The organism is Glutamicibacter sp. MOO4 (assembly GCF_056934395.1).
This window is the reverse complement of sequence record NZ_CM167800.1, coordinates 2,634,406-2,647,521: the sequence shown is the minus strand read 5'-3', so window position 1 is coordinate 2,647,521 and position 13,116 is coordinate 2,634,406. Positions and strand designations below refer to the sequence as shown.

Sequence of the window (13,116 nt, the reverse complement as noted above, 5' to 3'; positions counted from 1 at the left end):
CTTGCCCATGACTGCCCGACTAGAACCATGGATGGAGAGCCTGGTTGAGGATCCGGAGCTATGCAAAGAATTGCTGTCCGATTACGGGTCACCACTGAACGTTCATGATTACTCATCCATGGCCCGGAACGTCGCTGAATTACGGGATGCCGCGGCAGTGCATGACATTGATTTCCAAATCTATTTGGCACGCAAGGCCAACAAGACCCTGGGTGCCATCGACAAAGCCGTGGCCGAGGGATGCGGTGTAGATGTGGCGAGCTTCAATGAGCTGGATCAATGCTTGAGACGCGGTGTCAGCCCAGAGTCGCTGATTGTCACCGCCGCGGTGAAATCTAGAGCTCTGCTGAAGTTGGCGGTAGAGAATGACGTCGTGCTGAGTCTGGACAACACCGATGAAGTCATGGATCTCTTGGAATTGACTACGAGTGACGGAACGCCGGTGCCGGCGGCTTTGCGTCTGGCCTCAAGCAACCCGGCGATTGCGCCCACCAGGTTTGGGCTGAGCGCTCAGCAATGGCTGGACTTCTTTGCCCAGATACATAGTCCCGAAGTTTTCAGCATTGTTGGTGTGCACTTCCACCTTAACGGCTACAGCGGCGAACAGCGGGCACTAGTCTTGCAAGAGTCCTTGGAATTTGCAGACGCCCTGGCACAGCTGGGTCATAAGGTGAAATTTGTAGATATGGGTGGCGGTATTCCCATGTCTTATCTTGATGATTCGCAGCAGTGGTCTGGGTTCTGGGAAGCGCTCGCCGAAGTACCCGAGGGTGATGAAACATTAACTTGGAAATCTGACCGGCTGGGCGCCACTGGGCCGCAGGCCAGCACCGCTTTGTATCCGTATCACCAAGAACTGATTCGCGGCCCATGGCTGGAGAAGATTCTCATCGCTCGGGGTGCTGATGGGTCCCAGACTGTGGGCCAGATGCTCAATGCCCGGGGGATCCAGCTGCGTTGCGAACCGGGACGTTCGCTACTTGATGGGTGTGGACTGACCCTGTCCGAGGTGGCGTTTACCAAGGAACGCAACGACGGGGTGAGCCTGGTGGGACTTCATATGAATCGCACCCAGTGCCGTTCTACTGCCGCGGACTTCTTGGTCGACCCGATTCTCATCAAAGCTTCGGGAAGGCATGCGCACGATCGTTCCCCATACAGTGGCTTCCTCGTAGGTGCGTACTGCATCGAGGAAGAACTCATCCTGCGCCGGCGCTTCGAATTCCCGCAAGGGGTAGCCAAAGGCGATGTAGTGGCTTTCCCCAATACCGGGGGATACTTGATGCACATTATCGAAAGTGCTTCGCATCAATTGCCGCTAGCCAAAAATGTTGTATTGGATGGTGCCAACGCGAGTCTTGACGATATTGACCAGGTCGGCGCCGGCCATTGATGGCTGGTACCGACCTGGTGCATGGTGCGCAGAAGCGGATGATTTGGACTAGCCCACGTGCACCCAGGGCCGGCGCTGCAGATTAGGCTCTGCTTCGCGCAAAACTTCGCGGGTCAAGGGGGCAATCTCACCTTGTCCAAGGAAAATGAACTTGGCCAGGTTCAACAGTGGATTGCCTTCGGTCCAGCGGAAGTAGATGTGTGGCATTACCTCGTACTGATCTCGAATCGCCATGGAGATGGCCGCAATCGAGGTAGAAACTGAGGGGGCTGTCGCTTCAAGAATCCATTGACCGTGTCGGGTGATACCGTGAACTTCAATATCTTGGGCGAAGTCCGAGTAGTCGCTGACCTTGATTTCTAGGAACACCACCGGTGCACGTTGCGGGATATGGCTAGCAAGGATAGCGTGCTGGTGCTTGTGCAGGTAGCGCCGCTTGGAGATCTTCACCGGTTCATGGGCGATCAGTCGGAGCAACCCAGCGGTGCTGGCCTTCTTTATGATGTCCACTGCGCAGTCATCAAACATGACCGAGGTGGCGCGAAGTTCAGTGGAACGGCGGAACCTAGAAAGTATCGAGACCAAGAGCACCGCTGCAATGAAGAAGGCGGCAATCTTCAGACCATCCGGGCGCTCAACACAGTTGGCAATCGTCGTGTAGACGAAGACCAGGCTGGCAGTTCCAAAGAGGATTGTTTTTGCTCTTTCACCGTGCCCTCGTGCCGAGATGGTTACCGCAATGGCCGCGGAACTCATCAGCACCAGAACACCGGTGGCATAGGCGGCTCCCTGCGCATCAACACTTGCATCAAAATGAACGGTGATGCCGATGGCTACCAGGACGACAACAAGAACCAGGGGGCGTACTGCGCTGGCCCACGCCGGAGCCATGCCAAAACGAGGTAGGTAACGCGGAATAAGGTTCAGCATGCCAGCCAACGCTGAAGCGCCAGCAAACCACAAAATGAGAATCGTGGAAATGTCATAGATCGTTCCAAATGCGTCACCCATCAGGTGGTGAGCTAGCCACGATAGTGCACGGCCATTGGCCTCACCGCCGGCTTGGAATTCTTGAGCTGGGATCAAGATGGTGGTCACGATAGATGACAGGACCAAGAAGCCGCTCATGATCAGCGCTGCTGTGGTCAAGAGCTTTTTTGCGCCCTTGATGCGTCCAGCAGGGTTCGCTTCGGTATCACCTGGAGCCTTGGAGATTTGGGGCATGACAGCAACGCCGGTTTCAAAGCCGGACAGGCCCAAAGCTAGCTTGGGGAACACCAGCAGGCAGACCAGCAACATCATGATCGGATCCCCGTGCGCGGTGAACAGTGAGTCCACCCAGTTGCTGACCGTGACCGGGTGTCCAATGATGTTGGCGGCCGAAACGATGATGATGACCAAGTTCAGTGCCAAGAATGAGAACACGAGAGTTACGGCAATCCAGATGACCTCGGAGAAGCCACGCAAAAACAGCGCACCGAGCAAGATCAGTAGAACTAGGGTGATCGGCACTTCCTTGCCGGTGAACCAGTCTGGGGTGAACGGGTTCTCAATGAGGTGTGCTGAAGCGTCCGCGGCCGACAGGGTTGCGGTGATCATAAAGTCGGTGGCTGCGAATCCTAAGAGGATGAGGACAAATACTTTGCCCTTCCAATGCGGCATGAGCCTTTCGAGCATGGCAATGGAACCTTGGCCGTGGGGGGACTCTTGGGCAACGCGGCGGTATACCGGCAGAGCGGCGCCCAAGGTGACGGCAACAAGTATCAATGTTGCAAAGGGTGCGAGTGCGCCGGCAGCAAGCGCGGCAATAGCTGGCTGGTAGCCGAGCGTAGAGAAGTAATCCAGACCTGAAAGGCACATTACCTGCCACCATTTGGCACCATGCTTGCCCTCGTTGCTGGTGTCTTCCTGGCCGACTGAACTGTCGGTCAGCCACAGGCGCAATCGAGATGGCACCTTGGCTGCTGGTGCCTGATTCGACCCTTGGATCTGCGCATTTGTTTTGTTCACGAAAATGTACAGTACGCCTCAATTGGCAAGTAAGCGCCCCTTTGGGAGGAATATTTTTAAAAGCCCAGTCAACGCAGGAAATAGTGATTGTGCGCAAGTTAGGGTGAACGTTTATGAGGCGTCAGAAATACTCTATTGGTGCGCAAGCCGACCCGGAACTGTCCAGAGGGAAATCCCTTTGATCTATACCTTTAAAATCCATACGATTGGTTGATGGCGAGATTTGAGATCTCGGCATCGAGAGTCTCTTTTCTTTGGCAGTGGGAGCATTCAAACGAAAGAAATTGTGTCGTTGAGCACAGGAATGGCCGTGATGTGAAGCCATTATCAAGATTCCTCCAAGGCGCATTAAGACGGCGTTAAGAGCCGGTCTTGGCGGGGCCTTGGGGAGGTGCAATGGGAATGTATCAGCGTCATGCATTGGTATGACCAAAACTTCGCAGAGTGCACAAAGGTGGACAGCATCGTGTTCATGAGGGTCCAGCGTTCCCACGACGCAGCGCAGGTCATCAGTGCTCTGACCGGACCAGTTCGCAAAGCATTGCTGAATAATCCTGTCCGCCTGGTTCCTCTAGGATTTTTAGCCGCAATTGCGTTTGGAACGCTCATGCTGCTTTTGCCCATCTCGCGAGTTGACCCAGAGGTTGGCGGCTTCATGCCAGCCTTGTTCACTGCAGTATCCGCTGTCTGCGTCACCGGCTTGGTTACGGTAGATACTGCTACCTACTGGACTGAGATAGGTCAAGGTTTTATCCTGCTGCTGATCCAGGTGGGCGGTTTCGGGATCATGACCTTGAGTTCACTTCTGGCGTTGTTAGTGCGCAAACAACTGGGATTGCGCACACAACTGGTGGCCGCTTCGGAGACCCAAGCAATAAACCTAGGCGATGTGCGCCGGATACTCGTTTTTGTCGCCAAAACTACCTTCGCCATCGAATCAGCGATAGCCCTGGTGCTGACGGTGCGGTTCTGGGTGGTCAATCCCTCAGATCCGGCTGGCGCCATCTGGGGCGGTGTCTTCCACTCGGTTTCTGCTTTTAATAATGCTGGATTCGCCCTCTACAGCGATAGCCTGATCAGCCACGCAGGTGACCCGTGGATTATGGTCCCGCTGTGCGTCGCGGTGGTTCTGGGCGGATTGGGATTTCCGGTGATCTACGATTTGCTCCGGGGCAATGGCTCAAAGAAGAGCTGGTCCGTACACACCACACTGACCCTCTGGGGCAGCGTCGGACTGTTGACAGTAGGTGCACTGCTTCTGGGTCTGTTCGAATGGAACCGGCCCGAGACCTTGGGGAACCTTTCCCCAGGAGGTAAAGCACTGGGCGTGATGGGATTGAGCGTCTTTCCACGTACCGCAGGATTTAACAATATTGACTATGGGCAGGCTTCGTCTGAGTCCTTGCTGGTTACAGAGGTCCTAATGTTCATTGGTGGAGGAAGCGCAAGCACCGCCGGTGGCATTAAGATCGGCACCTTTCTGGTGCTCGCCTTCGCAGTGTGGAGTGAGGCGCGCGGCCATGAGCAGATCACCGTGGGACGTCGTGCTATTGGAACAGTGATTCAGCGCCAAGCGCTGTCTGTAGCCCTATTGGGCGTTGGCGCGGTGGTGGTCGGTTCGCTGTTACTGCTGGTGCTCACCGAGCATTCGTTGGAAGAAGTCTTGTTTGAATGCATCTCGGCGTTCGCTACTGTCGGAGTAAGTATGGGAATTACTGCCGATCTGTCCACCGGCGCCCAACTGGTGATTATCAGTCTGATGTTCATCGGCCGTGTGGGGATCGTTTCGGCTGCCGCCGCGCTGGCCCTGAGCCACCGACGGTTGCTGTTTAGGTTGCCAGAAGAGCAGCCGGTCATAGGCTGAGTGGGGCACCGTGTCTGAGCTACCGTATTCCGGTACGATCACTGGGTACTGGCTAGGATCCCGAACGCCAAGGAGCATCATGGACGTGTCGAACACCGGGCCACAGGTCCACCCGCTTCTGATCGTAGCGCTGTCGGGCCGTGTCGGGTCCGAGTCCCTGTTGCGCCGAGCACTGCACGAGGCCGTGCAGATGCCGGGGGCCGAGGTGATGGCGGTCCATGTTCCACAACGCGGCATAGGTGCAAATCAAGCAGGCCAAGAAGCCGAGCTTGCCAGATTGCGCACGGTCGCGGAAAGCGCCGGGGCCACCTGGCATATGGTGCTGGGCCAAGACATCAGCGAAGCGCTACTGGGATTCGCCCGAAGCACACAAGCCACACACCTGGTCATCGGAGCCCAGCTCCCAGGCTCTGGACGCCGGCGGATGCGCGATCAGCTGTCCCTGAGGCTTGCGCAGCAGGCCACCGCACCGGCTGATCCCAGCATCATGATCATTCCCAGTCCCGCACTTCCAGGTAGCGAAGGAAGGGCCATGCGTGATGTTTTCCAGAAACGCCAACGGCTTAACGGCACCCGGCGACTGCTGGGCTGGCTCTTAGCCGCTTGCGGACCACCCTTGCTAGCCAGCGGTTTTCTACTGGGCGGCAGTGAAAGCGAACTGCTGACCTTGATCTTCCTTAGCCAGCTCACACTGGTGGTCTTTGTAGCCCTGTTGGGAGGCTGGTGGCCAGCGCTGGCAACGGCCTTACTGGGCACCGCCATCCTGAACTGGTTCTTCACCCCACCGACGGGGCAATTGCATATCCATGAGCCATTCAATGTCGTGGCTCTGAGTCTTTTCTTGCTGGTCGCGGCCGGCGTGGCACGGGTGGTGGACATCGAAGCACGGCGCACCGCCGAGGCCGGCCAAGCCCGGCACCAGGCGGACACGCTCTTTGAATTATCCGGCGGGGTGATCCGCGAAGGACTGCGCGTACCTGCACTGCTCGAATGGCTCTGCCGCTCCTACCAGCTGCGCGGGGCCGCACTGGTTCGGCGGGGTAGTGAGTCCTCGCCGACTCCGGTCACCGTAGCATCGGCTGGAGTAGCGCCTGCGAAGGCAGAGACCAGCGACTACGCCATCACGGTAGATGCAGAACATCTGCTGTTGATCGATGGCATTCCGCGTGAAGCCTCGGATCAGGGAATCTTTGAGGCCTTTGCTGGGCGCATAGCCGCAGTGCTGCAACATCGAGCGCTCGCCGAGGCGCGTTTGCAGTCCCGGGAACTGGCCGCCGGTAATGCCATGCGCACCGCATTGCTCGCCGCGGTCTCCCATGACTTGCGCACACCGCTGTCGGGCATCAAGGCTTCGGCCTCCAGCCTGCGGATGCAGGATGTGGTGCTGAGTGAGGAAGACACCTCGGACCTGTTGGCCACCATCGAGGAGTCGGCCGACCAGCTCAGCGAACGAATCGAGGATCTGCTAAGCATGAGCCGGATCCAGGCCGGCGAGCTGGTGGTGCACCGTAGCCGGATCCAAGTTGAGGATCTGGTGGCTTCGGCCGTGCGCGATCTGGCCGGGCAGATTCGTCCGGCGCACCTACAGGTGCAAATTCCCCCAGACTGCCCACCGGTCAGTGCAGACTACGGACTGGCCGTGCGAGTGTTGGCCAACCTGCTGGAAAATGCGGTGCGCTATGGCGGGGAGAGCCCGTTGCAGCTGCGCGCGGTCCCCAGCTCCACCGACGTGCGTATTCAGGTCATCGACCATGGGGCAGGGGTGCCGCAGGAAGAAAAAGACCGGATCTTCCGCCCCTTCCAGCGGCATGGCGATAGGGATAACACCACCGGGCTGGGGCTGGGATTGGCCGTAGCCCGAGGTCTGGCCGCGGGCATGGACGGAGACGTCCAAGCGCAAGATACTCAGGGCGGGGGAGCCACGATGGTCTTCATCCTGCCGATATTCGAGGACAGAACATGACCACCACTGTATTGATCGTGGAGGATGATCCGCAGATCGCTCGTGCCCTGCTGGTGAACCTCAAGGCCCGAGGCTACCGTGCGCTGCATGCGGCCACCGGACTTCAGTGCCTGCAGTTGGCTGCGGACGCGCACCCGGACGTGATCCTGCTGGATCTGGGGTTACCCGATCTTGAAGGCGGGGATGTTATTGACGGAATCCGTGGCTGGTCAAGTGTGCCAATTATTGTCGTCTCCGCCCGGCATGAGTCCCACAGCAAGGTAGATGCCCTGGACCGGGGAGCGGATGACTTTATTACCAAGCCCTTTGCCATGGATGAGCTGTTGGCACGATTGCGTGCAGCACTGCGCCGTGCACTTCCGAACCCGGGCCAAGCCGTGGTGGAAACCTCGGACGGTCGGCTACGCATTGATCTATCCAGCCACTCGGTGAGCGTTCATGGCGAGGCAGTGCGATTGACCCGTTTGGAATGGCGAGTGCTGGAAGTGCTGGCCAGCAACCCGCATCGGTTGATCGGCGGTAGCGAGCTGCTCACCACGGTCTGGGGTCCAGAATACGGCGAAGAAGCGAACTATCTGCGGGTATACATGTCGCAGCTGCGCACCAAACTGGAACCTGAGCCGTCTAACCCTCGGTACTTCCTGACCGAGCTAGGGATGGGGTACCGTTTTACGCCGTGAGCGACGAGCACGATTAGAAGGTCTTGCCCGAATATCCCAGCTTGCGCGAAATTTGCGCTGCGGTAGTTCCCATGACCGTCTTCAGTGCCTTCATGCGTTCATCCGGCATATATGGATTGGTGGCCGACATGCTGATGGCGGCAATGATTTTTCCACTGCCATCACGAATTGGCGCAGCCACGCAACGGATTCCAGGTTCATTGTCTTCCAGATCCAAGGCGATACCTTCTTTGGCGTAGGACTTCATGCGCTTGAGGAAGGCTGCCTTAGTTTGGTGCGGTGCTTGCTCGATGGGCGACTCTGAATCGAAGGTTGATTCCCATCTGTCAGGGGTGTCTAATAGCAAGGCCTTGCCAATGCCGGTGCGGCTTAGTGGCATTCGTTGACCTACCCGAGAGCGCATCTGTGCGCCACGAGTTCCGGGAACTTTGTCTACATAGAGCACCTGCGCTTCGTCTTCCACTGCTAGGTGCACGGTGTCCTGATATTTGCGGGCCAACTCTTCAAGGATTGGTTTGGCAATGACTGGAACCGGGCTTTGGTAGAGCGCATGGAAACCAAGCTCAATGAGCGCTGGGCCCAAACTGAAATCAGTGCCATGGGTGCTGCGCAGGAATCCACGCTGCACCAAGAGCTTCACCATGCGCTGGGCGGCGCTTTTGCCAATGTTCGCTTCAGCTGAAACTTCATTGAGGTTAGTTGCACCGCGCCCAACAGCACGCAAAATGTCTAGTCCGCGTGCAAGTGTGAGGGTGCCGGCGGGCGGAGAGTCAACTGAATTTTCGTCTTTGAGTTCAGCTTCGAGTGCCATTGACGTCCCCTTGGTTTGATAATCAACAAGATCCTGTATCCCACTATATGCAACGCTCTTTGAAGTATTGGGATGACTCAGAGAATATTCACATGTGAATGGGACCACATTCAAGTGAGCTCGTGCAGTGCACGAGATGAAACAGGAGTTATGACAAACATCGCCGAAGCCCAGCTGATTGCCCTTGACTGGGGAACCACCTCCGCACGTGCCTACCTCATGGGCAACGACGCGAGCATTGTGGCCGAACGAAGTGCAGCTCTAGGAATCATGCAGGTCGCGACACGAGCCAAAGAACAGTCCCTGACACTGAATAAAGCATTCGAGCAGGCCCTGGCCGAACTATGCGATAACTGGCTGGAAGACTATCCTCAGATCCCCGTGATTGCTTGCGGAATGATTGGCAGCCAACAGGGCTGGGTTGAAGCAACCTACCGTCAGGTGCCCGCCGATTTGGCAGACCCCACCTTTGAACTAGCCTCGGTCCAGATTTCCGAGAACCGACGAATGTACATCATTCCCGGCGTCCTTGACCTCAAAGAACTTCCCGATGTCATGCGTGGAGAAGAGACTCAGATTCTCGGCGCAATCGAGCTTGGTGACGCAGCTGCAAATGATGCGGCGGTACAGCTCTTTTTGCTCCCCGGCACCCACTCAAAGTGGGCCACAGTTCAAGGGCGGACAATCACCGGATTCTCTACCTCTATGACGGGGGAGACCTTTGGATTGCTCAGCACCCAGTCCATCTTGTCCAAACTAATCCAGCCAACAGACTCGGTGAGCTGGGATGCCTTTGAACGTGGGGTGAACATCTCCAAGTCTTCTAATGGGGATGCAGACCTGATGCTGACGTCGTTTTCGGCGCGCACCTTGGTACTCACCGGACGCCTGGAACAAACCGAAGTCAGTGACTATCTGTCTGGATTGATGATTGGTGCCGAGATTCGTTCGGTCCTTGGTGTCTGGCAAGACTCAGCACTTCCAGCGCTGACCATCTGCGGCAACGAAGAACTTAGCGCCAGATACACACGGGCGCTCAAGGTCTTTGGTGTCACCGAAGTCCGCGCACTTCAGGGCACCGCGCCTCGTGGAGTCTGGGCCGTGGCCAGTGCACTCGGCCTGTTCCAGACCACATCGGTCTAAGTCATTTTTCTTGCCAACAACTCTTATAGAAAGGCTCACACCGTGAATGAAGATCCATCCTCGTTGCGTCCCTCCGGACTTGTCGCCATCTTGCGTGGCCTTGACCCGGCTGAAGCGCAGGCCGTCGGTGAATGTCTCTATGCCAGTGGTTTTCGCTCCTTAGAAGTGCCGCTCAATTCACCACAGCCGCTGAAGAGCATTGAAATCTTGCGCCGCACACTACCTGCTGATGCCGTTGTTGGTGCAGGAACCGTACTTACCGTGGATCAGGTTCGCGCCTGCCACACTGCGGGAGCGCAGATCGTTGTTTCGCCAAATACCAACGTCGCGGTTATCGCCGAAACCGTGGCACTAGGGATGGAATCATTCCCCGGAGCCGCGACTCCGAGCAATGCCTTTGACGCCATCGAAGCTGGTGCCACAAACGTAAAGATTTTTCCGGCCGAGCAAGTTGGCTTGGCTGGCTTCAAAGCCTGGACCGCAGTGCTCCCCAACGATATTCGCCTGATACCAGTAGGCGGTATTACCGAAGAGAACATGCAGCAATGGGTTGAAGCAGGTGCCACCGGATTTGGTATTGGCTCCTCGCTCTATAAAGCGGGACGAAGCCTAGAAGATTTGAAAACCAGAGCGGACAAGATTGTTCACGCTTACCAAACGATCCATGAGATGAGGATGTCTGCATGAAAACCACCAAACTGACCACTTACATGGTGCCACCGCGTTGGCTGTTCCTGAAGATCGAAACCGACGAGGGAATTTCCGGCTGGGGCGAACCAGTTCTTGAAGGTCGTGCGTCAACTGTAGCTGCGGCTGTGGAAGAACTTTCTGATTACCTCATTGGCCAGGATCCACGAAACATCGAGGACCTGTGGACTGTGATGTACCGTGGCGGTTTCTACCGCGGTGGCGGAATCATGATGAGCGCGCTGGCCGGTATCGACCAGGCCTTATGGGATATCAAGGGCAAGGCACTTGGCGTTCCTGCCTACGAGCTGCTGGGTGGCAAAGTCCGCGACAAGATCCGTGTGTATTCATGGATTGGTGGCGACCGCCCCTCGGACACCGCTGCCGCCGCCAAGGCCGCGGTTGATCGTGGCTTCACCGCGGTGAAGATGAACGGTACCGAAGAACTTCAGTACATTGATACCTGGGACAAGGTTCAGGGTTGCTTGGAAAACGTTCAGGCAGTTCGCGATGCCGTAGGTGAAAACGTAGGTATTGGTGTCGACTTCCACGGCCGGGTCCACAAGCCTATGGCCAAGGTCTTGCTCAAGGAACTAGAACCCTACAAGTTGATGTTCATTGAAGAGCCAGTGCTCAGTGAAAACGTGAACTCAATGCTGGAGCCATTACGCAATTCCAGCACTCCTATTGCGTTGGGTGAGCGTCTGTTCTCACGCTGGGATTTCAAGGATGTCTTGGCCAGTGGAGCAGTAGATATCATCCAGCCTGATCCTTCGCACTGCGGTGGCATCACCGAAGCGCGCAAGATCGCGGCCATGGCTGAAGCCTATGACGTGGCCGTAGCGTTGCACTGCCCACTGGGCCCAATCGCTCTGGCAGCAAACCTGCAGATTGACGCCGGCGCATACAACGCCTTTATCCAGGAACAATCCCTGGGAATCCATTACAACAAATCCAACGATCTCCTTGATTACGTCAATGATCCGTCGGTCTTCGCCTACGAGGATGGCATGGTTGCTATCCCTGACGGCCCGGGTCTGGGTGTTGATGTAAATGAAGAGTACGTCATTGAACGCGCAGCTGAAGGTCACCGCTGGCGCAACCCAATTTGGCGTCACAAGGACGGATCCTTCGCAGAATGGTAAATCGAATGTCTCAGTCGACAGTGTCGTCAGCTGCCACACTTAAGAGCACTGACAAAGCCACAAAGATGCGCTACGTCGTAGCGTTGATGTTGTTCCTAACCGTAGTCATCAACTACATGGACCGTTCAAACCTTTCGGTTGCAGCTCCATTGATCTCCGAGGAATTCGGTCTCGATACTGCACAGCAAGGTCTGCTGCTCTCCGCTTTTGGTTGGACCTACGCCGCCATGCAGCTGCCTGGCGGATGGTTGGTAGACCGGGTACAGCCCCGCCTGCTGTACCCAATCTGCCTCGTGCTCTGGTCCGTAGCGACCATCTTTATGGGCATGGCTGGAAGCTTCGTTGCCTTGATCGTTTTGCGTTTGGCCGTTGGTGGTTTTGAAGCACCTGCGTATCCAATCAATAACAAGGTAGTCACCGCCTGGTTCCCAGAACGTGAACGAGCCACCGCCATTGGTTTCTACACCTCGGGCCAATTCATTGGTCTTGCGCTTCTGACCCCAGTTCTGCTGTGGTTGCAGCATGCGCTGACCTGGCACTGGGTCTTTGTTGTCACTGGTGCTGTTGGCATTGTGTGGGGCTTGATCTGGTTCTTCATGTACCGCAATCCGGTGGATTCCAAGCGGACCAATGCTGCTGAACTGCAGTACATCCGAGAGGGTGGCGGACTGGTTGATTTGGGCAGCGCGCAGGCCAAGGCGCCTGCTGCAAAGCTGAGTAAAGCAGAATTCGCTCTGGTGCTGGGCCGACGCAAGCTCTGGGGCATCTACATTGGTCAGTTCTGCTTGACCTCTACCTTGTGGTTCTTCTTGACCTGGTTCCCAACCTACTTGGTGACCTACCGCCACATGGACTACATCAAGACTGGTTTCTTGACGTCACTGCCGTTTGTTGCAGCGTTGGTGGGTGTATTGATCAGTGGTGTTCTCTCTGACTTCATGCTCAAGCGTGGAGTAAGTCTGGGGACTTCTCGCAAGCTACCAATCATCACCGGCCTGTTGCTTTCCATGAGCATGATCGGGGCAATCTTCACCGACAGCACTGCTCTGGTTATCACGTTCATGTCCATTGCTTTCTTCGGTAATGGTCTGGCATCGATTACCTGGTCCTTGGTATCTGCACTGGCACCGTCGCGCCTGATTGGATTGACCGGTGGCATGTTCAACTTCATCGGCAACCTGTCCTCGATTGCCACCCCAATCGTGATTGGCCTGCTGGTCTCGGCAACTGACTTCGGTCCGGCCTTCATCTACATGACGGTCATTGCGGCGGTTGGCATTCTTTCCTACGTGTTCTTGGTAGGTAAGGTGCAGCGCGTCGAGGGGTAATCGCTCCTATCAGGTAGAGGCCACGCTTCGTTATTCATTCGGGAAAACAAGCGTGGCCTTTTCATTTTGCGAAGGTGTAAATGACGACCAGG

General features: G+C 56.4%; 10 protein-coding genes. 8 read left to right on the top strand and 2 right to left on the bottom strand.

Features of this window, described 5'->3' with window-relative positions; translation table 11 throughout:
• The first annotated feature begins 7 nt into the window (after positions 1-7).
• Complete coding sequence (locus tag AC1Z3F_RS12370; RefSeq protein WP_483565877.1) at positions 8-1,393, top strand: alanine racemase; 1,386 nt, start codon at positions 8-10, stop codon at positions 1,391-1,393.
• A gap of 48 nt (positions 1,394-1,441) precedes the next feature.
• Here the strand turns inward: AC1Z3F_RS12370 and AC1Z3F_RS12365 are convergent, their stop codons facing one another.
• The gene (locus AC1Z3F_RS12365; protein WP_483566963.1) at positions 1,442-3,253 is read right to left on the bottom strand and encodes an APC family permease; all 1,812 of its coding nucleotides are present in this window, start codon (positions 3,251-3,253) and stop codon (positions 1,442-1,444) included.
• Between the two features lie 565 nt (positions 3,254-3,818).
• Here AC1Z3F_RS12365 and AC1Z3F_RS12360 point away from each other — a divergent pair.
• The 3 genes from AC1Z3F_RS12360 (at position 3,819) to AC1Z3F_RS12350 (ending at position 7,910) form a co-directional block, all read left to right on the top strand.
• Positions 3,819-5,267, top strand: a complete 1,449-nt coding sequence (locus tag AC1Z3F_RS12360; protein ID WP_483565876.1) for a TrkH family potassium uptake protein — start codon at positions 3,819-3,821, stop codon at positions 5,265-5,267.
• Between the two features lie 79 nt (positions 5,268-5,346).
• Positions 5,347-7,230: an ATP-binding protein gene (locus AC1Z3F_RS12355; protein ID WP_483565875.1), complete on the top strand. Its 1,884-nt coding sequence runs from the start codon at positions 5,347-5,349 to the stop codon at positions 7,228-7,230.
• The gene (locus AC1Z3F_RS12350) at positions 7,227-7,910 is read left to right on the top strand and encodes a response regulator (protein WP_483565874.1); all 684 of its coding nucleotides are present in this window, start codon (positions 7,227-7,229) and stop codon (positions 7,908-7,910) included. Before AC1Z3F_RS12355 ends, AC1Z3F_RS12350 begins: the two co-directional genes overlap by 4 nt.
• A gap of 13 nt (positions 7,911-7,923) precedes the next feature.
• Here the strand turns inward: AC1Z3F_RS12350 and AC1Z3F_RS12345 are convergent, their stop codons facing one another.
• On the bottom strand, positions 7,924-8,721 hold the full coding sequence (locus AC1Z3F_RS12345; protein WP_262199170.1) for an IclR family transcriptional regulator: 798 nt from the start codon (positions 8,719-8,721) through the stop codon (positions 7,924-7,926).
• Between the two features lie 150 nt (positions 8,722-8,871).
• On the opposite strand from AC1Z3F_RS12345, the gene AC1Z3F_RS12340 reads away from it, so the two are divergent.
• From AC1Z3F_RS12340 to AC1Z3F_RS12325, 4 genes are read left to right on the top strand one after another with little or no spacing between them, the layout of a single operon-like run.
• Positions 8,872-9,864: a 2-dehydro-3-deoxygalactonokinase gene (locus AC1Z3F_RS12340; RefSeq protein ID WP_483565873.1), complete on the top strand. Its 993-nt coding sequence runs from the start codon at positions 8,872-8,874 to the stop codon at positions 9,862-9,864.
• 42 nt (positions 9,865-9,906) lie between these two features.
• Positions 9,907-10,551: a 2-dehydro-3-deoxy-6-phosphogalactonate aldolase gene (locus AC1Z3F_RS12335; RefSeq protein ID WP_483565872.1), complete on the top strand. Its 645-nt coding sequence runs from the start codon at positions 9,907-9,909 to the stop codon at positions 10,549-10,551.
• Positions 10,548-11,696 (top strand): galactonate dehydratase, encoded by a 1,149-nt coding sequence (gene dgoD, locus AC1Z3F_RS12330; protein ID WP_483565871.1) that lies wholly within the window; start codon positions 10,548-10,550, stop codon positions 11,694-11,696. The genes AC1Z3F_RS12335 and dgoD overlap by 4 nt, the downstream gene beginning before the upstream one ends.
• A gap of 5 nt (positions 11,697-11,701) precedes the next feature.
• Complete coding sequence (locus AC1Z3F_RS12325) at positions 11,702-13,024, top strand: MFS transporter (RefSeq protein WP_483565870.1); 1,323 nt, start codon at positions 11,702-11,704, stop codon at positions 13,022-13,024.
• Positions 13,025-13,116: the final 92 nt, after the last annotated feature.

Excerpts from the sequence above, each read along its gene's own strand:
- AC1Z3F_RS12370 (WP_483565877.1), top strand. The coding sequence starts at position 8 with ATGACTGCCCGACTAGAACCATGGATGGAGAGCCTGGTTGAGGATCCG.
- AC1Z3F_RS12365 (WP_483566963.1), bottom strand. The coding sequence starts at position 3,253 with ATGTGCCTTTCAGGTCTGGATTACTTCTCTACGCTCGGCTACCAGCCA.
- AC1Z3F_RS12360 (WP_483565876.1), top strand. The coding sequence starts at position 3,819 with ATGCATTGGTATGACCAAAACTTCGCAGAGTGCACAAAGGTGGACAGC.
- AC1Z3F_RS12355 (WP_483565875.1), top strand. The coding sequence starts at position 5,347 with ATGGACGTGTCGAACACCGGGCCACAGGTCCACCCGCTTCTGATCGTA.
- AC1Z3F_RS12350 (WP_483565874.1), top strand. The coding sequence starts at position 7,227 with ATGACCACCACTGTATTGATCGTGGAGGATGATCCGCAGATCGCTCGT.
- AC1Z3F_RS12345 (WP_262199170.1), bottom strand. The coding sequence starts at position 8,721 with ATGGCACTCGAAGCTGAACTCAAAGACGAAAATTCAGTTGACTCTCCG.
- AC1Z3F_RS12340 (WP_483565873.1), top strand. The coding sequence starts at position 8,872 with ATGACAAACATCGCCGAAGCCCAGCTGATTGCCCTTGACTGGGGAACC.
- dgoD (WP_483565871.1), top strand. The coding sequence starts at position 10,548 with ATGAAAACCACCAAACTGACCACTTACATGGTGCCACCGCGTTGGCTG.
- AC1Z3F_RS12325 (WP_483565870.1), top strand. The coding sequence starts at position 11,702 with ATGTCTCAGTCGACAGTGTCGTCAGCTGCCACACTTAAGAGCACTGAC.